Source organism: Marinobacter mobilis (genome assembly GCF_900106945.1).
GTDB classification, from domain to species: Bacteria; Pseudomonadota; Gammaproteobacteria; order Pseudomonadales; family Oleiphilaceae; genus Marinobacter; species Marinobacter mobilis.
Genome location: NZ_FNNE01000008.1, coordinates 149,430 through 169,723 on the forward strand (window position 1 = coordinate 149,430; position 20,294 = coordinate 169,723).

Here is a 20,294-nt window from a genome sequence, read left to right on the forward strand (position 1 = left end):
CGCCAAGGATTCTAAAAATGAGCGAAATTCCAGCCAACGTAAAATACATTGAAACCCATCAATGGGTGCGGCTTGAAGGGGATGGCACGGCAACGGTTGGTATAACCGATTTTGCCCAGGAACAGCTGGGTGACGTGGTCTACATTGGTTTGCCGGAAGTCGGTGCTACCGTCAATGGTGGCGAAGAGGCCGGAGTGGCTGAATCGGTCAAGTCCGCGTCCGACGTGTTCAGTCCGGTTACCGGTGAGGTACTGGCCATCAACGAAAGCCTGGAAGATGAACCGGAAATGGTGAATGAAGATCCATACGGGGAAGGCTGGCTGTTCAAGGTCAAGCTGGCCGATGAAGGTGAGCTTGATAGCCTGATGGACGCAGACACCTACGCCGAGCTGGTTGCCGAGCAGGAGTAACGCCGGGATTTCAGCCTGTCGGGGCAGGGCGGAGCTCTGTCCCCGATCCTTTGGTCGTCTGGCTCGCTAGTCTCCGTGAATGTCGATCCCCAGGTCACGGAAGTTTTCCGCCATTGTCTCCAGGTCGTAGCTGCTCAGACCTACGTACTCCAGTACGCCTTTCTTGACCCGTTCCCATTCATAGTCCTGATCCTGCTGGCCAAGGATGCTGAAGTTACCGCACAGGTGCTCGGCGATCTTGAGGATGGCCAGTAAGGTTTTCTTGTTGCCCGGGGTATTGTCGCCCGGCTGGAACACCTGATCGGTGTTGTGGTGCTCGGCAATGGCTTCGCAGATGTGCCGGGGCAGGTTCCAGGATTTGGCCGTGTAATAACCAACCACCGCGTGATTGGTGTTGAAATATCGGTTTTCGGTGTCGGTGATCTTGGTCTCCGGTTGGCTGTAGGCCTCAATCATCACATCGTCGTAATCGGCGAAGCGGTTCAGCATCAGCGGGATACCCGCGTTGTGAAACAGGCCCAGCGCATAAGACTCATCGGGGTTGCGGGCACCAATCTGTTTGGCAATGGTGGCCGATGCCATGGCGATATCGGTGGCGGTGTCCCAGAAGCGGGTCAGCCGGATGATCGCTTCATCGGACATCTCCCCCTTGATCGACAGACCGTTCACGATATTGACCACGGTGGCAGGTCCAAGCAGATCGAGGGCCTGCTCGATAGAGGTGATCTTGTTTGTCAGGCCATAGAACGGGGAATTCACAAACTTCAGCATCATGCCCGACAGCGAGACATCCTGACGGATCAGTCGGGCGATCTGGCTGTTGTCTTGGGACGGCATAGCCTGTTCCATCTGCAGGTCCACCAGAATCTGCGGCTGAGGAGGGACTCGAATACCCTGCAGGACATTGTGGATCTGCTCTTCAGTAAGCTCTGCGGCCATGGCCTGCTATCCTGGACGACGACGTCAACAGTGTAGTCTGACGCGTTCATTTTCGCTGTTACAGACCTCCGGCCAACTGTAACAATGTTTGCTGGGGTATAATCCGCGCTTTGCCTTCGGTCTGCGATCCCGGCTTTTGCCCGCGGCCGGCCGACGGCTCATCGACCAACCTGAAAGGCAGCAACCATGAAGTTCCCGGTACTCTATCTGCGCAAGGGCGCGGAACGCAGAATCAAGGCAGGGCATCTGTGGGTATACAGTAATGAGGTGGATGCCCGGCGTTCCCCGTTATCGGGCTTCGAGCCTGGTGATCAGGCGGAGCTGCGAAGCGCATCTGATCGCCCGCTGGGCACTCTCTTTGTCAATCCCCACGCCCTGATTTGCGGTCGCCTGATCAGCCGGGATCCGGAACATGGCATGACGCCTCAGCGCCTGACCCAGCGTATGGAAGTGGCGCTCGCCCTGCGTGAAAAACTGTTTGATCAGCCTTACTACCGCTGGGTGTTTGGCGACAGTGATGGCCTATCGGGGCTTGTGGTTGACCGCTTTGGCGATAGCGTGGTCATCCAGATCTCTACGGCAGGCATGGAGCAGTTGCGGGATGCCATTGTCCGCGCAGTACAGCGCCTGGCGCACCCGAAATCCATTGTGTTGAAGAACGATGGCAAGATGCGCAGCGTGGAAGGGTTGCCCAGTTACATCGAGCAGGTTGAGGGCGTTGCGGCAGAGACTCTGACCGTCATCGAAAACGGCGTCCGTTTTGAGGTGCCGTTGAGTGGTGGTCAGAAAACCGGTTGGTTTTACGACCACCGTATGAACCGCCAGCGTCTTCAGTGTTATGCCCCGGGCAAGCGGGTGCTGGATGTATTCAGCTACGTGGGCGGCTGGGGTGTGCAAGCGGCGAGTGCCGGCGCCGCTCAGGTGACCTGCATAGACAGCTCCTCGCTGGCCATTGATGCGGTGCATCACAATGCGTCAATCAATGGGCTGGACAACGTCGACACCATTGAAGGTGATGCATTCGACGCTCTGAAAGCGCTGGCGGCCGAAAAAGAACGGTTCGATGTAGTGGTGCTGGATCCGCCGGCCCTGATTCCCAGACGTCGTGATCAGAAAGCCGGGGAGCAGGCCTATGCCCGTCTCAATCAGCTGGGCCTGAGGTTATTGGCGAAGGATGGTGTGCTGGTGTCCGCCTCCTGTTCCATGCACCTGTCTCAGGAGCGGCTCGTTGACATCATTCGCAGCAGCGGCCGCAAGATCGACCGCTTTGTCCAGCTGCTGGAGCAGGGGCATCAGGCGCCGGATCACCCGGTGATTCCGGGGATTCCGGAAACCGACTACATCAAGTCCTGTTTTGTACGGTCACTGACCGGGTTCTTCTGACTCAGCGACGCCGCTGCTTTCCCCGGTAACCGGCGGCTCATGCGGTGCCAGGGAAAGGTCGTCGGGCAGCCCGCCTGGGCTGTGGGCTGAGGTCAGCGCGGCGCTCAGGCGGCTCTGCTCAGCGGCGGCGCACAAGGGTTCAGCACTGCGCTTGAGCAGATTTGATATCAGCCGGGTCAGGTCTCGGCGTCGTCCCGGAATATCCATGGTGTCCGGATCTTCGGCGCCGCCGACGAATTTTTGTGCCTGATCCTCCAGGCTCTCTCCAGGATTACCCCAAAGCATGAACTCCAGTGGGTGGAAGCCCAGCGTCAGGTAGCCAAAGTCGGTGGACTGGTGTTCCGTGGTCAGAAAATCCGGAGTCAGCGGGACTTCCGAATACACCAGGCCGCTGTGGGGGTAGCCCGGCACCTGATCCAGGTAGCCTGGTATCAGCGGCCAGCCATCGACGGTGTCACGGTCATCGGTGACGTGCGGGGGGAGCAGACCTGCGAGGCGGTAGCCGGTGGCGAGCAGGCGATAGTGGTTGTGGGCCTGCGTCCAGATTTGCTGGCTGGTGCCGAGAGTATCTGCTGTTGGTGTATCGAGGAAGCCGGTCAGGGCCTGGTGAAGCTCGGCGGTGCTGTCGCAGACCGCCTGGCTGTGCCGGCTGACCCAGGTGGTGGTCTCGCTATTTGTCACTGTCTTGTCTGGAATGGGGAGCGGCGCCTGGCCGGGCTCTGTCGTCGGGTTACAGGCCGACAGCGCAAGGGCGGAGAGCAGGGTGGCGCGGAGTTGCCATTTCATCGTTGAATCACACTCAATCACGCAGTGAAATGATGTCCCAGCCTTTCTGCTGCGCCAGGCGCTGCAGTGTCGGGTCCGGGTCTACGGCGACCGGGTGGCACACTTTTTCCAGCAGTGGGATGTCGTTGTGGGAATCACTGTAAAACCAGGCGCCCTCAAGGCTGGCATTATGGTCGTCGAGCCACTCCTGCAACCGGGTCACCTTGCCATCCTGAAAGGAGGGGGTTCCCGCAACGCGACCGGTATAACGCCCGTTGACCTGTTCCGGATTGGTGGCAATCAGGTGTTCTATGCCCAGCAGTTCGGCCACCGGTTCGGTAACAAAGTGGTTGGTGGCGGTAATGATCATCAGGGTATGGCCCTGATGGCGGTGGTGGTCCAGAAGTTCGGTCGCCTTGTCCTGCATGATCGGCCGGATTTTCTGATCAACAAACTGCTGCCGCCATTGCATCAGCTGGGCCGTATCGTGCTGGGCCAGGGGCTCCAGAGCAAAACTCAGGTAACGGTGGATATCGAGTTCACCGTTCAGGTATTCCTGGTAGAACTGATCATTGGCCTTGCGATAACGCTCGGCATCGACAATGCCTGCCTCCACCAGGAACTCTCCCCAGGCATGATCGCTGTCCCCTGCCAGCAGGGTGTTGTCGAGGTCGAAAATAGCTAGCGTCACCTAAGGCTCCTTGCATACGGGATTGTCGGAAGCGGTAAGTCTACCACGGTGTGTTTGCGCCGGCTTCGTTTGCCGAAACATGGTCTTTCTGTAAGAATGAAGCCAACTTGGACAATTTTTACCGACAGGAATCTACTGGCAAAACAGTAGTCATGAATCAGAGGGCTGTGCCGTGATCGACTCGGATGGTTTCAGGCCCAACGTCGGAATCATTTTGGCTAACCACAGGGGACAGGTCCTCTGGGCAAGGCGAATAGGGCAGGACTCCTGGCAGTTTCCTCAGGGTGGGATCAAAACCCACGAATCCCCTGAAGAGGCACTGTATCGGGAGCTTCAGGAAGAAGTCGGGCTGGAGGCTGCGGATGTGGAAATCATCAGCTGTACCCGGGGCTGGCTGCGATATCGTCTTCCCAGACGGATGGTGCGACATAACTCGCACCCCGTGTGCGTGGGGCAGAAACAGAAATGGTTCCTGCTGAGGATGCTTTCACCGGATGCACAGGTACGTGTGGACGGTACGGATTCGCCGGAATTCGACGGCTGGCAATGGGTGAGCTATTGGTATCCCCTTGGCCAGGTGGTTTCCTTTAAACGGGAAGTGTATCGGCGTGCATTGAGGGAGCTGGCGCCGCGGCTGTTCCGAAGCATGGAGCAGCGGCACCGGGGCGAAGCGCTTCCCCGCATGAAGAACCAACAGAGGTGATGGACTGAACCGTGGCGATGCTCAACGTACTGCGAAACCTGGTACAGGATGTCAACAGTGCCCAAGATCTGAAGGAGGCGCTGGAAATCATCGTGTCCCGTGTGCAGTCCGCCATGGATACCGAGGTGTGCTCGGTTTACCTGCTGGACCCGGACAGCAATCGCTACATTCTGATGGCAACCGAGGGGCTGTACCGGGAGGCAGTTGGCAAGGTTAGCCTTGGATATTCCGAAGGTCTGATCGGCCTGGTGGGCTCCCGCGAGGAGCCGATCAACCTCGAAGATGCCCCCTCTCATCCCCGCTACCGTTATTTCCCCGAAACCGGTGAAGAGCGTTTCCGTTCCTTCCTTGGTGTTCCCATCATTCACCATCGCCGCGTTCTTGGCGTGCTTGTGGTGCAGGAACGGGAGACCGCCCGCTGCTTTGATGAAGGTGAAGAAGCCTTCCTGGTGACCGTGTCTGCACAGCTGGCTGGCGTGATAGCCCACAGTGAGGCGACCGGTGCCATCAGTGGGTTGTCGCTGACCGGTGAGCAGGCCAAGGACGTCTGTTTTAACGGGGTGGCCGGAGCCCAGGGCGTGGCCATTGGTGAGGGGGTGGTGGTTTACCCGGCGGCGGATCTCGACGCGGTGCCGGAAAAACAGATTGAAGACATTGAGCAGGAGTTGGCCCTCTTCGGTGTTGCGGTTACGGCGGTTCGCGAAGACATCGAACGGGTGGCGGAACGGCTTGCGAGTCAGTTACGGCCGGAGGAGCAGGCGCTGTTTGAGGTGTACCTGCGAATGCTCAGTGACGAAGCGCTGCCGGGAGAAGTGGTCAACCGGATCCGCGATGGGCAGTGGGCTCAGGGGGCGCTGAAACAGGTGGTGCAGCAGTATGTGCGTCACTTTGAAATGATGGACGACCTGTATCTGCGCGAGCGGGCTGTTGATATCCGCGATCTGGGCCGGCGTTTGTTATCGCACCTGCAGGAAGGTGATCCGCAGGACCGGGTCTACCCCGAGAAAACCGTTCTGGTCAGTGAGGAGCTGACGCCCGCGATGTTGGGTGAAGTGCCCCGGGGGCAGCTGGTAGGACTGGTGTCGGTGCGCGGCTCGGGCAACTCCCATGTGGCCATTCTGGCCAGGGCCATGGGTGTACCGACGGTCATGGGGTTGGTGGACATTCCGGTTAATCAGCTTGATGGCCGGGAAATGATTGTCGACGGCTTTGAGGGGCAGATCTATGCCTCGCCCTCGCAGGAGTTGCGAAACTTCTACCAGGATATCTGCGACGAAGAGGATGAACTGGTCAAGGGGCTCGAGGCCTTGCGGGACAAGCCCTGCGAGACCACCGATGGTCACCGTGTTTCATTGCTGGTCAATACCGGCCTGATGACGGATGTGGTTCGTTCGCTGAGTCACGGCGCTGAAGGTATCGGGCTGTACCGGACGGAAGTCCCATTCATGATCAAGGATCGCTTTCCGTCCGAACAGGAGCAGCGGGAGTATTATCGCGAGCAGCTGGAAGCCTTTGCTCCCAACCCGGTCACCATGCGTACCCTCGATATCGGTGGCGACAAGGCATTAACGTATTTCCCGATCCAGGAAGAAAACCCGTTCCTGGGTTGGCGTGGGATCCGGGTAACTCTGGATCACCCTGAGATTTTTCTGGTGCAGGTGCGCGCCATGCTCAAGGCCAGCGAGGGGCTGAACAATCTGCAGATCATGCTGCCGATGATCAGCAATATCTCTGAAGTGGAAGAGTCGTTGCACCTGATCTACCGGGTTTATCATGAAGTCCGCGAAGAAGGATACGACATCCACATGCCGAAAGTCGGGGTGATGGTGGAGATCCCGGCAGCGGTCTATCAGGTGCGGGAGCTGGCGGATCGTGTGGATTTTCTGTCGGTGGGATCCAATGACCTGACTCAGTACCTGCTGGCGGTCGATCGTAATAACCCTCGCGTCGCCCAGCTTTACCATTCCTACCATCCGGCGGTGTTGCAGGCCCTGGTGAGGATTGCCCAGGACGCGCATGCCGTGGGCAAGCCCGTGAGTATCTGTGGAGAGCTGGCCGGTGATCCGGGGGGGGCGGTGCTGCTGATGGCTATGGGCTATGACGCTTTGTCGATGAACGCGGCCAGCCTGCCGAAGGTCAAATCGGTGTTGCGAAGTCTGAGTCGGGAGTGGGCGATGCAGCTGCTGGAGGATGTCCTGCTGCTGGATTCCCCCCATGTGATCAAAAGTTGTGTTGATCTGTCGTTACGCAGTGCGGGCTTTGGTCGTTACCTGCGCCCCGGCAAGAGTTCAGTGACGGCGAGGCCGGAGCCGTCCCATGTGTGAGGAAAGGCGGGCCTCAAAAGCGCTGGTATTGACCCCGTTTGTAGGGTGAGATTACTAAAAACGATTGCTAACGTAGGGTGTTCTCGTACTCAACCTTCGGAAAATGAATGATGGCAGTAACCCATACAGAGATTAAGCCGAAACCGCGCATTGGTTTGGCCCTTGGCGGGGGCGGACCGTTGGGGGGTATCTACGAGATTGGTGCCTTGCGTGCCCTGGATGAGGCGCTTGATGGCCTCGATTTCAACGACATTGATGTCTACGTTGGCGTGAATGCCGGCTCTTTTGTTGCCGCCAATCTGGCCAATCAGGTTACCACTGCCCAGCTGTGCCGGATTTTTGTGCGTAACGAGGCGGAAGTGCATCCGTTCCACCCGGAAGTATTCTACCGGCCGGCGTTGCGGGAATTCGGCAGCCGGTTGTTGTCGGTTCCGCGGTTGGTGGCGACGGCAGTTTCACGTTTTGTTAATAACCCCTATGACCAGAGCCTGCTGGAAGCCTTGACGATTCTGGCCCAGGTGGCGCCGTCGGGGCTGTTCGATAATGAGGGCCTGCACGACTACCTGAAGCGCGCATTTACCATGCTGGGGCGGGCAAACGACTTCCGTCAGCTCAAGCGTAGTCTGTATATCGTGGCGACGGATGTAGAAAGCTCCGAGCCGGTGTGTTTTGGCGCTCCGGGTTTTGACCACGTGCCTATTTCAAAAGCCATTCAGGCAAGTACCTCGGCACCGGGCATCTATGTTCCGGTCAACGTCGATGGCCGTTATTACGTCGATGGTACTCTGCGTAAGGCATTGCATGCCTCTGTGGCCTTCGAGGATGGCGCAGATCTGGTGTTTGCGGTTAATCCGCAGGTACCGATTGATGCCAGTGCGGCGGTGCGTGCGGGGACCATGTCACCCGGAATGCTGACCCATTCCGGGATGCCGAATCTGCTCTCCCAGACGTTCCGTACCATGGTTTATTCGCGAATGCAGTCAGGTATTGCCCAGTATTCCCGCGACTATCCGGACAAGGAGCTGCTGTTATTCGAGCCCACCCGTGATGACGCCAAGCTGTTCTTCTCCAATGTGTTCAGCTTCCAGTCACGCCGGATGGTGTGCGAGCACGCCTACCAGATGACACGGCGGGACCTGCTTAACCGGGCGGATGAGCTGGAGCCCAGGCTTCTGCGTTACGGTATCCGGCTGCGCCGTGATCGCCTTGAGGATGAACAGCGCACCATCAGTACCAGTCTGTATGGTGAAATGCTTCCGCTGTACGTCGCCAGGGACCGTCGTAAGGCCCAGAAGGGGCACTTTGGGGCAGGGCTGGATGGCGTGGCCGAAATGATTCAGAAAGCGCTCTGACGCGTCCTTGTGACATCGGCGGTTTCAGGTGTCTCTGGAGCCGCCTTCCTGTTGCAGCCGATCCAGGTACCGCTGCCAGAAGCGGTCCTGATGTTCGCCCAGCTCCCTCAGATAACCCCAGGTATAGAGTCCTGAGTCGTGGCCGTCACTGAAGGCCAGCTTCAGGGCGTAGTTGCCCACCATCTCTGCAGCCGTCAGCTGCACGTCGCGCTTGCCGGTTTGCAGCACCCCGGGTCCCATTCCGTGTCCTCGGACTTCAGCCGAGGGAGACAACACCCTGAGCAGTTCAAAGGGAAGCTCATAGTGCGTACTATCGGCATAGCTCAGCTCGAGAAAACGACTCTGCTTGCGGATCCGGATGTTGGTGGGGCGTTGATCGTTCATGGTTCGGCTCGTTGAAACGATGATCCGGCGCCACACCCGGCGGCCGGATCATCGCGGGGTGGGATCAGAGAATGTAGCGGCTGAGGTCTTCGTCTTCAGACAGCTCGCCGAGCTTCTCATCCACGTAGGCCGCGGTCACCTCAAATCGCTCGGACACCTGATCGCCGGCATCGAATGAAAGGCTCTCCAACAGCCGTTCCAGTACGGTATGGAGTCGGCGGGCACCGATGTTTTCGGTGGTTTCATTAACCTTCCAGGCTACCTCGGCAAGGCGGGCGATGGCATCATCAGTGAAGCTGAGCTGGACCCCTTCGGTCGCGAGCAATGCCTGGTACTGCTGGACCAGGGAGGCGTCGGGCTCGGTCAGGATACGTTTGAAATCGTCCGGGGTCAGGGCCTGCAGTTCGACCCGGATTGGCAGGCGCCCCTGCAGTTCCGGAATCAGGTCTGATGGCTTGGCCAGATGGAAGGCGCCCGAGGCGATGAACAGAATGTGGTCGGTGCGCACGGAGCCAAACTTGGTACTGACGGTGCTACCTTCAATCAGCGGCAGAAGGTCGCGCTGTACCCCTTCCCGGGATACGTCGGTGGAAGCATTTTCGGAGCGTTTGGCCACTTTGTCGATTTCATCGATAAACACAATGCCATTCTGTTCGACGGAGTGGATTGCCTTCTGTTTGATCTCTTCTTCGTTGACCAGCTTGGCGGCTTCTTCGTCCTTCGCCCGACGCATGGCATCGACGACTTTCATCTTGCGGGTTTTGCGGCGTTCGGAGGACAGATTAGAGAACATGTTCTGCAGCTGGGAGGTCATCTCCTCCATGCCTGGAGGGGCCATGATCTCAACCCCGGGGCCGCTGCTGCTGAGCTCGATCTCGATTTCCTTGTCGTCAAGCTCTCCTTCCCGCAGCTTTTTGCGGAACATCTGCCGGGTGCCGGATTCCTGATTGTTACGGGCTTCATCTTCAAAGCCCCGGGCGGGGGGGAGCAGGGCATCGAGGATGCGGTCTTCGGCAGCGTCAAGGGCACGGTTTTCATGCTGCTTCATTTCTTTTTCGCGGACCAGCTTAACCGCCATGTCGACCAGATCTCGAATGATCGATTCTACATCGCGGCCAACGTAGCCCACTTCGGTAAACTTGGTGGCCTCTATCTTGAGGAACGGTGCGTCGGCCAGCTTGGCCAGACGCCGGGCAATTTCAGTTTTTCCCACACCGGTAGGCCCGATCATCAGGATGTTCTTGGGGGTGATCTCGTCGCGCAGTGTGCTGTCGAGCTGCATCCGGCGCCAGCGGTTGCGCAGCGCAATGGCCACTGCACGTTTGGCTTCACCCTGACCAACGATGTGCTTGTTGAGTTCGTGGACAATTTCTCGGGGAGTCATTGCAGACATGGTTGCTCCGGATCAGTCGTTGGTGGACAGCACTTCAATGGTGCGGTTGTGATTGGTATAGATACAGATATCCGCAGCGATATCGAGGCCCTTCTCGACAATCTCGTGGGCACTGAGCTCGGTGTTTTCCTGCAGTGCTCGACCGGCAGCCTGGGCAAAGGGGCCGCCGGAGCCGATGGCGATCAGGCCATTTTCCGGTTCAATAACATCGCCGTTGCCGGTGATGATCAGCGATGCGGTCTTGTCGGCCACCGCCAGCAGTGCCTCGAGTCGGCGTAAGGCGCGGTCGGTACGCCAGTCCTTCGCCAGCTCAACGGCAGCCCGGGTCAGGTTGCCCTGGTGCTTTTCCAGTTGTGCTTCAAAGCGTTCAAACAAGGTAAATGCATCAGCAGTACCGCCGGCAAATCCGGCCAGTACCTGGCCATTGTAAAGGCGCCGGACCTTGCGTGCGTTTCCCTTCATGACGGTATTGCCCAGTGAAACCTGGCCATCGCCACCGATAGCGACTTCACCGTCGCGGCGCACGGAAAGAATCGTAGTCATGTTGGCTCCAATTGCCCGAAATAGGTATGAGGAACATCTGGGCGACACCCGTGCGCAACAAGGACTTGCCGGGGGTGCTCGATGGCTCCTGTCTGTGTTGGAAATTAATGGTGGCGGCCCCCCGGATTTCAAGGCGAACAACCAGCCGGGGGGATGAAAAATTGGTAAGAGGCGGGGGCTCAGCCTTCCCGGGGGATCTTGCGTACCAACGGCTGGATGCTGATGGAGACCAGTTTGTCGAGGGCGGAGTTCATCTGGCTGCGGGAAGTGAATGGGCCCACATTGACACGGTACCAGGTAGAACCGCTGTCCAGATCAATGCGGCTGACATTGGCGCGCAACCCCTGGAAGGCAATCTGTGCCCGCTGTCGTTCAGCATCCGCGGAGCTGCGGAATGAGCCGGTCTGCACCAGATAGGTGTATTGCTGCTGAGCTGGGCCCGGTGTGTACTCCTCGACGTCCGACGGAATCACCTCGGAATCTGGCAGCATCTCATAGAAGCGGAAGCCCGGCTGCTGCTGGGCGGCAGGCCCCTGATTGCTTCTGGTGCCGGACGGCGCCGGCGCGGTCTGGGGTGTCTGGTTCGCGACTTCGGGGCGTCCCGATTGCGGGGTGATGGTGTTCAGATAAACGATGAAACCGATAAAGCCGCCAACGGCGGCCAGAGAAAGTATCCAGCGCACAGACAGGCCTCCGGATTGGCGGTGTGATGGCGAAGCGGTTGACCGGGCCGGGCGCTTATTGCCTTGCGCCCTGGGCTTCGGGCTGGCGGTTCCGGCCGGTCGACCTTTTTTTGCGTAATCTCTCGGCATGCAGGGAGATCTCTGTGTTATCGCGGCGCCGGTTTACATTTCCTCCGGCGCACTGACGCCCAGCAGGTCGAGGCCGTTGGCGATCACCTGACGCACGGCCAGATAAAGGCTGACGCGGGCGTCGCGGATCGAGGAATCCTCAACCAGAACCTTATGGGCGTTGTAATAGGTGTGGAACTGACCAGCCAGCTCGCGGAGATAGTGCGTGAGGTGGTGGGGTTCACGCTGCACGGCTGCATTGGCGATCAGCTCCGGGTAACGTGCCAGCTGATTAGCCAGATCCTTCTCTTCGTCCAGGGTCAGCAACGCCAGGTCACCCTGGCATTCATTGCGCCCCCGGTTAATGCCTTCGTCTGCCAGCTTGCGTAGCACACTGCAGATCCGGGCATGGGCATATTGGATGTAATAGACCGGGTTTTCATTGGTCTGGGAGCGGGCCAGATCGATGTCGAAGGTCAACTGGGAGTCCACGCGGCGTGCCGCGAGGAAGAACCGGGTGGCATCCCGGCCAACTTCGTCAATGAGGTCGCGCAGGGTGACGTAGCTGCCCGCCCGTTTTGAGATTTTCACTTCCTGTCCGGAGCGGGTCACCATGACCATCTGATGCAACACATAATCGGGCCAGCCGCTGGGGATGCCGGCATTCAATGCCTGCAGGCCCGCGCGAACCCGGGTTACGGTGGAATGATGGTCTGCACCCTGTTCGTTGATCACGGTGCTGAAGCCGCGCTGCCATTTGTCGAGGTGATAGGCCACGTCTGGCAGGAAATAGGTATAGCCGCCGTCCTGCTTGCGCATGACCCGGTCCTTGTCGTCGCCGAATTCGGTGGTCATCAGCCACATGGCGCCGTCTTTTTCGTAGGTAAAACCGTTTTCCTGGAGCCGTTCAACGGTGGCCGCAACCTTGCCATCCTCATACAGGGAGGATTCGAGGAAATAGACATCGAACTCCACACCGAACGCTTTGAGGTCGAGATCCTGCTCCCGGCGCAGGTAGGCAACGGCAAACTCGCGGATAGCGTCGAGGTCGTCGGCGTCGGCTTTGCCCGTGACTTCGCGATCGTCGGCGCTGACGGTTTCACCGGCCAGATAGGCGTTGGCGACATCCGTGATGTAATCGCCGCGGTAACCGTCTGCTGGCCAGCTTTCGTGCTCAGGCGTCAGCTTCTTGGCCCGGGCCTGAACCGACAGCGACAGATTGTTGATCTGTGCGCCGGCGTCGTTGTAATAGAACTCCCGAGTGACCTGGTAGCCGTTCGCGTCGAGCAGCCGGCACAGGCAGTCGCCGATCGCTGCCCCGCGGCCGTGACCGACATGGAGTGGACCGGTCGGGTTGGCGGACACGAACTCGACCTGAACCGATTCGCCGTTGCCGCTGTTGTTGCGGCCAAACTGTTCGGCTTGCTCCAGGATCGTGGCTACGATTTCAAACGCACTGGCGGTGCTCATGAAGAAATTGATAAAGCCGGGCCCGGCAATTTCCACTTTGTCCACTGCGCTGCTGGCCGGCAATTTTTCAATGAGCGTTTCGGCCAGTTGTCGTGGGGGGCATCCGGCAGCCTTGGCTGCGATCAGGGCGATGTTGCAGGCATAGTCACCATGGGCTTTGTCCTTGGTGTTGCCGACCTGGGGGTTAAAGGTCAAATCGGAGGGCAAAGTGCCTTCGGATTGCAGGGTCGCCAGGGCAGACTGGAGCAGTTCGGTAACGATCTCTTTCATGCTGTCGGATGATTCGGTCAGTGGGGTTGGGAGGCGGTGCTGCGGGCACCCGGGATTTAAGGGGAGCTATTATCGCGGAAAGGCCGTGGATTCTCAATGTGGACTGATTTCGGGGTTAGCCGGTTTCCAGTGGATCAACGTCAATCTGCCAGCGCAGCCCGGCAGGCAGGCGCTGCTGGTCCAGGGCAAGGGTGAGTTGGCTGAGGGTCTGGGCAAGCACTTTACGGCCAGGGCTCAACAGCACCAGCTGGGCTCGGTGTCGGTCCGCCCGGCGGGCGATGACGGCCGGCAGCGGACCCCATAGTTCCAGATTTGCTTCTGACGCCAGAGCTTTCGCCTGATCCAGAAAGGCGAGGCTGGCCGCCATGGTGGTGGCTTCTGTCCGCACGATCGCCATAGCCTGGAAGGGGGGGAGTTGTGAGGCTTCCCGTTCGGCCAGCATTTGCCTGGCGATGGGCAGGTACTGGCCCTGACAGAGAGCATTCAGCAGTGGGTGGTCGCTGTGACAGGTCTGCACCACGACGCGTCCCGCCAGCTCGCCGCGCCCGGCCCGCCCGCTGACCTGGATCAGGGTCTGGATGAGTTGCTCCGGCGCGCGAAAGTCGACGCTGAACAATCCGCCGTCGGCATTCACGACAATCACGAGGGTGACATTGGCAAAGTCGTGGCCTTTGGCGAGCATCTGGGTGCCCACCAGAATACAAGGGGCACCGCTGTTCACCTGTTTCAAGATGTTGTCGATACTGCCCTTGCGCTGAGTGCTGTCACGGTCCACCCGAACCACGGGAGTGTCGGGGAAATGGTCGGAGAGAACATCCTCGGTACGTTCTGTGCCCTGACCAATTGGCTTGAAGGCGTCGCTGTGGCACTTCGGACAGTGTTCGGTTGCGGCTGTCTGGTAGTCGCAGTGGTGGCAGCGCATGGCCCGATCCCGGCGGTGATAGGTCAGCCGGGTATCGCAACGCGGGCATTCCATCATGTAGCCGCAGTCAAAACACATCATAACCGGAGCGTAGCCACGGCGATTGACAAAAACCAGCGCCTGTTGGCCGTTGTCGAGGCAGCGTTGGATTTCGGCCAGTGCCGGGCGGGACAGCCCCCCCTCGAGGGGGCGGCTGCGTACGTCGAGCAGGCGAATTTCCGGCGGCCGGGCCTTGCCGGCCCGCTGCTCCAGCTTCACCAGGTGGTATTTGCCGGACAGGGCGTTATGGACGGATTCCAGTGATGGTGTGGCAGAGCCCAGGATGACCGGGCATTGGTTCAGGTGTCCGCGGTAGACCGCTACGTCCCGGGCGGAGTAGCGAAAGCCTTCGCCCTGCTTGTAAGAGCTGTCGTGCTCCTCGTCCACCACCAGGGTTGCGAGCCTGGTGAACGGAAGCAGGGTGGCTGACCGGGTGCCCACCAGGATCACAGGCTCGCCATGACGCACTCTTAGCCAGGTTTCGAGTCGCTCGGAGTCGTTCAGGGCTGAGTGCCAGACCACGATGCGATGACCGAAATAGCGGCGGAAGCGGGCTACGGTTTGTGGGGTCAGATTGATTTCAGGAACCAAAACCAGGGCCTGGCTATCGTCCGCAAGGTGCTGGTGTAAATAATGGAGGTAGACTTCGGTCTTGCCGCTGCCGGTGATGCCGTAGAGCAGGGTGGTGGTGAACCCTGCATCGGGCGTGGGGATGGTGTTCAGTGCTTCCTGCTGGTGGCCGGTGAGTACGGGCAGGTCGGCGACGGCGGCGGTTTCGCTTCCGGCGCGGGTGGTTCTGGTGTCGGATTCCTTGATCTGCCCGCCTTTACTCAAGCTGTTGAGCTGGCTGCGACTGAAGCCTTGCGCCAGGACCATCGCCGTTGCCTGGGGGGCCTCGCACTCGCTGAGCCACTGCCATAGCTCGCGTTGCCGGCGTGCCCGCTTAGGAATGTCATCGAGATGGCCGCTGGCCTGCCACAGGGGCTCGGATTTGCGCTCTGCTGCCCGCCCGCGACGGAGGGCGGGGGGTAAGGCCATGAACAGGCACTCGCCGAGCGGGTGGTGGTAGTAGCGGGCAGCCCACTTGAGCAGGGTCAATGTCTCTGGTGGAAGTGCCGGCCAGTCTTCCAGAGGCTGCTCGACGGTCTTTAGTGTGAACGTATCCGGGGTTGGGGTATCGGTCTCGACCACCAGGCCGATAGCGGATTGGCGGCCAAAGGGAACCCGGACTCGCTGTCCCGGCGCCAGGCTGATGCCCGCGGGGCTGAGGTAATCAAACAGCCGGCGCAGCGGGCGGTTCAGGGCGATGCGAACGTTGAGTGTCACTGCGACTCCTGGCTGAGATGAAGGGCTGGCTGACGAAACGCCGGCCGGATGCGATCCTTGCCTGCCGCGGGGATGCGCTTATCGTTCGTGACGTCGGTTTGCCTACTTGCTATACAAAGGGGATGCAAGTAAGATTCGCGGTCTGTTGATGGCCGGGCACGATTGTGCATGGTCTTTTTATATGATTCAAATGCGGTGCCTGGCGCCTGGGCAGTTTTTCTGTCCCGCGATCGGGTAGCGGCATTACCGTAAGAGGTTCGCCATGAAAGAAGGTATCCATCCCAAGTACGAAGAGATCACTGCTACCTGCAGCTGTGGCAACGTGATCAAGACTCGTTCCACCATCGCCCAGGATCTGCAGCTGGACGTATGTTCCCAGTGTCACCCGTTCTACACCGGTAAGCAGAAGGTTATGGATACTGGCGGTCGTATTGATCGTTTCCAGAAGCGCTTCGGCGGCCGTATCGGTGGCAAGAAAGACTGATCTGGAATCAGGTCGGGTTAAAAAGCGCCTCTCGGGGCGCTTTTTTTGTGCCTGAGTGCTTTGTCTGAGTGGGATCTACGTATTGTGGTTGGTTAATTGTTGGTCAGTGGGCCTTGTTTGAGCTGAACCTTCGCGCCATAATGTCGCGCTCCGCCGGGCCAGGATCCGGCGGCGATCTAGAGAGAGTATTCTTGACCCGGTTTTTGAATGCCGATTCCCCATGGTTAACAGTCGGTTATCTGTGTTTTGGGATGGTCAGCGCAACGTACTCCTTCCTTTTAACGTGACAAACGGAACAGTGGCAATGTCTCAAGATCTGAAAACAGCAGCCCTTGAATATCACGCCTCCCCGCGGCCAGGTAAAATTAGTGTTGAAATCACTAAGGCTACCCAGACGTCTCGCGATCTTTCTCTGGCGTACAGCCCCGGGGTTGCCGAACCGGTCCGCGAGATCGCAAAAGACCCGGAGAACGCATACAAGTACACCGCTAAGGGTAACCTGGTTGCGGTTATCTCTGATGGTACTGCGATCCTGGGCCTGGGAAATCTTGGTCCCCTGGCGAGCAAGCCGGTAATGGAAGGTAAGGGTGTACTGTTCAAGCGCTTCGCCGGTATCGATGTGTTCGATATCGAAGTGAACTCTGAAAGCCCGCAGGCCTTTATTGAGACTGTAGAGCGTATTGCTGACACCTTCGGTGGTATCAACCTGGAAGACATCAAGGCCCCTGAGTGCTTTGAAATCGAGCGTGCACTGATTGAGAAGTGTGACGTTCCGGTCTTTCACGATGACCAGCACGGTACTGCAATCGTCACAGCCGCTGGCATGATCAATGCCCTGGAACTGCAGGGCAAGAAGATTGAAGAAGCCAAGATTGTGTGTCTGGGCGCTGGCGCCGCAGCCATTGCCTGCATGAAGTTGCTGGTTAGCTGTGGTGTTCTGTCCGAGAACATCTTCATGCTGGACCGTAAGGGCGTAATCCATGCCGGACGTGACGACCTGAACCAGTATAAAGCCATGTTCGCTAACGATACTGACAAGCGTACTCTGGATGACGCGATCGACGGAGCTGACGTATTCGTTGGTCTGTCTGGCCCGGACCTGCTGTCTGCAGAGCAGCTGAAGAAGATGGCGGTTAACCCCATCGTGTTCGCCTGCTCCAACCCGGATCCGGAAATCAGCCCGGAAGTTGCCCTGGCTGCCCGTGATGACCTTATCATGGCGACAGGTCGGTCCGACTACCCGAACCAGGTCAACAACGTTCTCGGCTTCCCGTTCATCTTCCGCGGCGCACTGGACGTTCGTGCCAGCGCGATCAACGAAGAGATGAAGGTAGCGGCGGTTCACGCAATTGCTGAGCTGGCGAAAGAGCCGGTGCCTCAGGAAATTTGTGAGGCCTACGATGTAGACAGCCTGGAATACGGTAAAGAGTACATCATTCCCAAGCCGATGGACGTTCGTCTGCTTGAAGTAGTTCCAGCGGCGGTTGCCCGTGCAGCTGTGGACTCTGGTGTTGCTCGCAACCCGTACCCTGCGCACTACCCGCTGAAGACCATGGAAGACATCAAGTAATTCCGGTCCAGGCACTAAAAAAACCGGCGGTATTCACCGCCGGTTTTTTTATGTCTGAAAGAATGTGTTCTGCTGCCCTAGAAAAGTTCCTGCGGCAGAGAGCTTGGTGTGCCGCCGTTACTGTCAAGGCTGCCGCCGTTGGTCGTGCTCAGCGGTTCCAGTGGGGCGGGGGCTTCCTCTTCCTTGAACAGCTCGAAAATCGCGCCTTCCTGACCGGGTCTTGCCCGTTCTCCGGTTACCGGGTCAATGCGAACGCTAACGATACCATTTGGTTGCGGCATCATGGCGCTTGGGCTGTTATCGAGTGCGGTGGTCATGTATTCAAGCCATACCGGCAGTGCCGTGGTACCGCCATACTCGCCACGCCCCATCGGGGTGGGCTGGTCAAAACCGACCCAGGCCGTGGTTGCGACATTGTAGTTGAACCCGCTGAACCATGTGTCTCTCTGTTCGTTGGTTGTGCCGGTTTTGCCGCCAATGTCTGTGCGTCCCAGGGCCAGCGCCCGACGGCCGGTTCCGCGGCGGACCACATCTCGCAGCATCGAGTGCAGAATGTAGACCGAGCGTTCGTCGGCAAGGCGATGGGCGACGCGGATGTTAGCGGCATCGCTGGTTGAGGGGGGGATGTCGTCCAGCTGACAGGGTGATTCGCACAGGATCACGGACGGAGCCTGGTAGATGACTTCGTTGTTGCTGTCCCGAATTTCCTGGACCAGGTAAGGCTGGACATCAAAGCCGCCGTTGGCAATCACTGCGAAACCGCGTGCCACATCCATAGGGGTGAGCAGTCCGCTGCCCAAAGCCAGCGAGAGGTCCCGTTGCATGTTGTTCGTCGGAATGCCTAGGGTGTCGATGTAGTCCAGGGTATATGGTATGCCGATATCCCTGAGCAGGCGGATTGAGACCAGGTTTCGGGATTTGTAAAGCGCTTCCCGCAGGCGGGTAGGGCCGTAAAATCGGCCTGAGGAGTTTTCTGGGCGCCAACTGGTTTCCTGCTCGGAGTCGTCAAAAACGATGGGGGCGTCATTGAATACGGTGGCCGGAGTCAGGCCGCGCTCAAGGGCGGACAGATACAGGAACGGCTTGAACGATGAGCCGGGTTGGCGAGTGGCCTGGGTGGCCCGGTTGTATTTTGACTGGCTGAAGCTGTAGCCGCCGGCCAGCGCCTCAATAGCGCCGGTCTTGGCGTTCAGGGAAATCAGTGCACCCTGAACCTCTGGCAGCTGGGTTAGTAGGACCTGAGTTGCTGGCACAGTTTCGGTGTCGTCGGTGATCTTCGGAGTCACGTAGACCACGTCGCCTGCTGCGAGCACATCGGAAGGTTTGGTGGGTGCTGGTCCTGTGCTGTTCTCGGAGCGATGGCGGCGCGCCCACTTCATGTCGTCCAGGCTCATGGTGACCGGGCCAAGGCTCCGGGCCAGCAGTTCGACCTGGTTATTTTCGTCCGAGACGGTGCGAACGACAGCTGGGTACAGCTCCTCGAGTCTTGGATACATGCCCAGCTCGCGACTTAGTTCGTCCACGGGCCGGTCAGGGTTTGCGATCTGGCCAATCGGTCCACGGAAGCCGTGGCGTTGGTCATAGGCTTCCAGGCCGTGGCGCAATGCGGTGGTTGCGGCCTGCTGGTTGGCGCTGTTGACCGTCAGGGTAACCGAATAGCCGTCGCTGTAGGCGGCTTCGCCAAAGCGCTGAACCATGTCGGCTCTGGCCATCTCAGCAACGTAATCAGCATCGACCTGGGTGTCCGGGGCGTTGTATTCCGCGGTCAGCGGTGCTGCGGAGGCCAGGCGGTAGGCATCTTCAGTGATGTAGCCCAGCTCCTTCATCCGGCCCAGGATCCAGTTGCGGCGAATCAGGGCGCGCTCCGGGTTGGCCAGGGGGTTGTAGGCCGAGGGCGCCTTGGGCAGTCCGGCGAGCATGGCCATCTGGGCGAGGCTCAGTTCGTTGACGTCGAGGTTGTAGTACACCTGGGCGGCGGCCTGGAGGCCGTAGGCCCGGTTGCCCAGATAGATCTTGTTCAGGTAAAGCTCAAGAATCTGGTTTTTATCAAGTTCACGTTCAATCTGAATAGCCAGCAGTATCTCATTGAACTTACGAATAAACGTTCTGTCGCGTGACAGAAAGTAATTTTTTGCAACCTGCATGGTGATGGTGCTGCCGCCGGATTGGATATGGCCGGTGGTGACCAGTTCGATGGCAGCCCGCAGCAGGCCTTTGAAGTCGACCCCCATGTGCTGGTAAAAATTGGAGTCCTCGGCGGCCAGGTACGCATGTAACTGAATTGTTGGGATCTGTTCTATTGTGATAGGTGCCCTTCTCTTTTCGCCGAATTCTGCTATTAATCTGTTGTCTGCGCTGTAGACCCTTAGTGGTGTTTGCAGCTTGATATCTGTCAGTTGCTCAACCGATGGCAGGCCGGGGCGCAGATAAAGATAAAAGCTCGCAATAAGGATGGCAGCGAGGCTGGCGCCGGTTAGAAATAGCCACGCAAGGATGTGTGAGGTTCTGAGTAATCGGGACATTTTTTCTGACAAC

17 protein-coding genes are annotated in these 20,294 nt (G+C 58.8%); 7 read left to right on the top strand and 10 right to left on the bottom strand.

All coding sequences use genetic code 11. The annotated features are described in order from the left end of the window. Positions 1-17: 17 nt before the first annotated feature. Positions 18-410 (top strand): glycine cleavage system protein GcvH, encoded by a 393-nt coding sequence (gene gcvH / locus BLV11_RS13630; protein ID WP_091815440.1) that lies wholly within the window; start codon positions 18-20, stop codon positions 408-410. A gap of 66 nt (positions 411-476) precedes the next feature. On the opposite strand, the gene BLV11_RS13635 is transcribed toward gcvH, so the two are convergent. Next, positions 477-1,349, bottom strand: a complete 873-nt coding sequence (locus tag BLV11_RS13635; RefSeq protein ID WP_091815443.1) for an HDOD domain-containing protein — start codon at positions 1,347-1,349, stop codon at positions 477-479. A gap of 186 nt (positions 1,350-1,535) precedes the next feature. On the opposite strand from BLV11_RS13635, the gene BLV11_RS13640 reads away from it, so the two are divergent. Next, the gene (locus BLV11_RS13640; RefSeq protein ID WP_091815446.1) at positions 1,536-2,732 is read left to right on the top strand and encodes a class I SAM-dependent rRNA methyltransferase; all 1,197 of its coding nucleotides are present in this window, start codon (positions 1,536-1,538) and stop codon (positions 2,730-2,732) included. On the opposite strand, the gene BLV11_RS13645 is transcribed toward BLV11_RS13640, so the two are convergent. Both BLV11_RS13645 and BLV11_RS13650 read right to left on the bottom strand, forming a co-directional pair. Further along, positions 2,712-3,518 (bottom strand): imelysin family protein, encoded by an 807-nt coding sequence (locus BLV11_RS13645; protein ID WP_091815449.1) that lies wholly within the window; start codon positions 3,516-3,518, stop codon positions 2,712-2,714. The two genes, BLV11_RS13640 and BLV11_RS13645, sit on opposite strands and share 21 nt — an antisense overlap. 13 nt (positions 3,519-3,531) lie before the next feature. Continuing rightward, positions 3,532-4,188, bottom strand: coding sequence for a histidinol-phosphatase (locus tag BLV11_RS13650; RefSeq protein ID WP_091815452.1), 657 nt, complete (start codon positions 4,186-4,188; stop codon positions 3,532-3,534). A 172-nt stretch (positions 4,189-4,360) separates the two neighbouring features. Between BLV11_RS13650 and BLV11_RS13655 the strand changes: the two genes are divergently transcribed. The 3 genes from BLV11_RS13655 (at position 4,361) to BLV11_RS13665 (ending at position 8,567) form a co-directional block, all read left to right on the top strand. After that, positions 4,361-4,891 (top strand): RNA pyrophosphohydrolase, encoded by a 531-nt coding sequence (locus BLV11_RS13655; RefSeq protein ID WP_091815455.1) that lies wholly within the window; start codon positions 4,361-4,363, stop codon positions 4,889-4,891. A 17-nt stretch (positions 4,892-4,908) separates the two neighbouring features. Then, on the top strand, positions 4,909-7,215 hold the full coding sequence (gene ptsP / locus BLV11_RS13660) for a phosphoenolpyruvate--protein phosphotransferase (RefSeq protein ID WP_091815459.1): 2,307 nt from the start codon (positions 4,909-4,911) through the stop codon (positions 7,213-7,215). Between the two features lie 110 nt (positions 7,216-7,325). Continuing rightward, a complete protein-coding gene (locus tag BLV11_RS13665; protein ID WP_091815740.1) occupies positions 7,326-8,567 on the top strand; it encodes a patatin-like phospholipase family protein in 1,242 nt (413 codons plus the stop codon). Positions 8,568-8,591: 24 nt separating this feature from the next. On the opposite strand, the gene BLV11_RS13670 is transcribed toward BLV11_RS13665, so the two are convergent. The 6 genes from BLV11_RS13670 to BLV11_RS13695 all read right to left on the bottom strand — a co-directional run bounded on the left by BLV11_RS13670 (position 8,592) and on the right by BLV11_RS13695 (position 15,705). Then, positions 8,592-8,951 (bottom strand): gamma-butyrobetaine hydroxylase family protein, encoded by a 360-nt coding sequence (locus BLV11_RS13670; protein ID WP_091815463.1) that lies wholly within the window; start codon positions 8,949-8,951, stop codon positions 8,592-8,594. Positions 8,952-9,015: 64 nt separating this feature from the next. Beyond that, positions 9,016-10,344 (bottom strand): ATP-dependent protease ATPase subunit HslU, encoded by a 1,329-nt coding sequence (gene hslU, locus BLV11_RS13675; RefSeq protein WP_091815469.1) that lies wholly within the window; start codon positions 10,342-10,344, stop codon positions 9,016-9,018. A gap of 12 nt (positions 10,345-10,356) precedes the next feature. Then, on the bottom strand, positions 10,357-10,887 hold the full coding sequence (gene hslV, locus BLV11_RS13680; RefSeq protein WP_091815473.1) for an ATP-dependent protease subunit HslV: 531 nt from the start codon (positions 10,885-10,887) through the stop codon (positions 10,357-10,359). 179 nt (positions 10,888-11,066) lie between these two features. After that, positions 11,067-11,699, bottom strand: a complete 633-nt coding sequence (locus BLV11_RS13685) for an SPOR domain-containing protein (RefSeq protein ID WP_091815478.1) — start codon at positions 11,697-11,699, stop codon at positions 11,067-11,069. A gap of 33 nt (positions 11,700-11,732) precedes the next feature. Next, on the bottom strand, positions 11,733-13,418 hold the full coding sequence (argS, locus tag BLV11_RS13690) for an arginine--tRNA ligase (RefSeq protein WP_091815481.1): 1,686 nt from the start codon (positions 13,416-13,418) through the stop codon (positions 11,733-11,735). A gap of 115 nt (positions 13,419-13,533) precedes the next feature. Further along, the gene (locus tag BLV11_RS13695) at positions 13,534-15,705 is read right to left on the bottom strand and encodes a primosomal protein N' (RefSeq protein WP_091815487.1); all 2,172 of its coding nucleotides are present in this window, start codon (positions 15,703-15,705) and stop codon (positions 13,534-13,536) included. A gap of 262 nt (positions 15,706-15,967) precedes the next feature. On the opposite strand from BLV11_RS13695, the gene rpmE reads away from it, so the two are divergent. Beyond that, positions 15,968-16,189, top strand: a complete 222-nt coding sequence (rpmE, locus tag BLV11_RS13700) for a 50S ribosomal protein L31 (protein WP_091815492.1) — start codon at positions 15,968-15,970, stop codon at positions 16,187-16,189. Positions 16,190-16,493: 304 nt separating this feature from the next. After that, positions 16,494-17,759, top strand: coding sequence for a malic enzyme-like NAD(P)-binding protein (locus tag BLV11_RS13705; RefSeq protein WP_091815495.1), 1,266 nt, complete (start codon positions 16,494-16,496; stop codon positions 17,757-17,759). Positions 17,760-17,836: 77 nt separating this feature from the next. Here BLV11_RS13705 and BLV11_RS13710 read toward each other — a convergent pair whose 3' ends face one another. Further along, the gene (locus tag BLV11_RS13710) at positions 17,837-20,281 is read right to left on the bottom strand and encodes a penicillin-binding protein 1A (RefSeq protein WP_091815498.1); all 2,445 of its coding nucleotides are present in this window, start codon (positions 20,279-20,281) and stop codon (positions 17,837-17,839) included. Positions 20,282-20,294 lie beyond the last annotated feature (13 nt).

What these genes read in the sequence shown, in the direction of transcription:
- gcvH (WP_091815440.1), top strand. Translation starts at nt 18, where the DNA reads ATGAGCGAAATTCCAGCCAACGTAAAATACATTGAAACCCATCAATGG.
- BLV11_RS13635 (WP_091815443.1), bottom strand. Translation starts at nt 1,349, where the DNA reads ATGGCCGCAGAGCTTACTGAAGAGCAGATCCACAATGTCCTGCAGGGT.
- BLV11_RS13640 (WP_091815446.1), top strand. Translation starts at nt 1,536, where the DNA reads ATGAAGTTCCCGGTACTCTATCTGCGCAAGGGCGCGGAACGCAGAATC.
- BLV11_RS13645 (WP_091815449.1), bottom strand. Translation starts at nt 3,518, where the DNA reads ATGAAATGGCAACTCCGCGCCACCCTGCTCTCCGCCCTTGCGCTGTCG.
- ptsP (WP_091815459.1), top strand. Translation starts at nt 4,909, where the DNA reads ATGCTCAACGTACTGCGAAACCTGGTACAGGATGTCAACAGTGCCCAA.
- BLV11_RS13665 (WP_091815740.1), top strand. Translation starts at nt 7,326, where the DNA reads ATGGCAGTAACCCATACAGAGATTAAGCCGAAACCGCGCATTGGTTTG.
- BLV11_RS13670 (WP_091815463.1), bottom strand. Translation starts at nt 8,951, where the DNA reads ATGAACGATCAACGCCCCACCAACATCCGGATCCGCAAGCAGAGTCGT.
- hslU (WP_091815469.1), bottom strand. Translation starts at nt 10,344, where the DNA reads ATGTCTGCAATGACTCCCCGAGAAATTGTCCACGAACTCAACAAGCAC.
- hslV (WP_091815473.1), bottom strand. Translation starts at nt 10,887, where the DNA reads ATGACTACGATTCTTTCCGTGCGCCGCGACGGTGAAGTCGCTATCGGT.
- BLV11_RS13685 (WP_091815478.1), bottom strand. Translation starts at nt 11,699, where the DNA reads ATGCCGAGAGATTACGCAAAAAAAGGTCGACCGGCCGGAACCGCCAGC.
- argS (WP_091815481.1), bottom strand. Translation starts at nt 13,418, where the DNA reads ATGAAAGAGATCGTTACCGAACTGCTCCAGTCTGCCCTGGCGACCCTG.
- rpmE (WP_091815492.1), top strand. Translation starts at nt 15,968, where the DNA reads ATGAAAGAAGGTATCCATCCCAAGTACGAAGAGATCACTGCTACCTGC.
- BLV11_RS13705 (WP_091815495.1), top strand. Translation starts at nt 16,494, where the DNA reads ATGTCTCAAGATCTGAAAACAGCAGCCCTTGAATATCACGCCTCCCCG.
- BLV11_RS13710 (WP_091815498.1), bottom strand. Translation starts at nt 20,281, where the DNA reads ATGTCCCGATTACTCAGAACCTCACACATCCTTGCGTGGCTATTTCTA.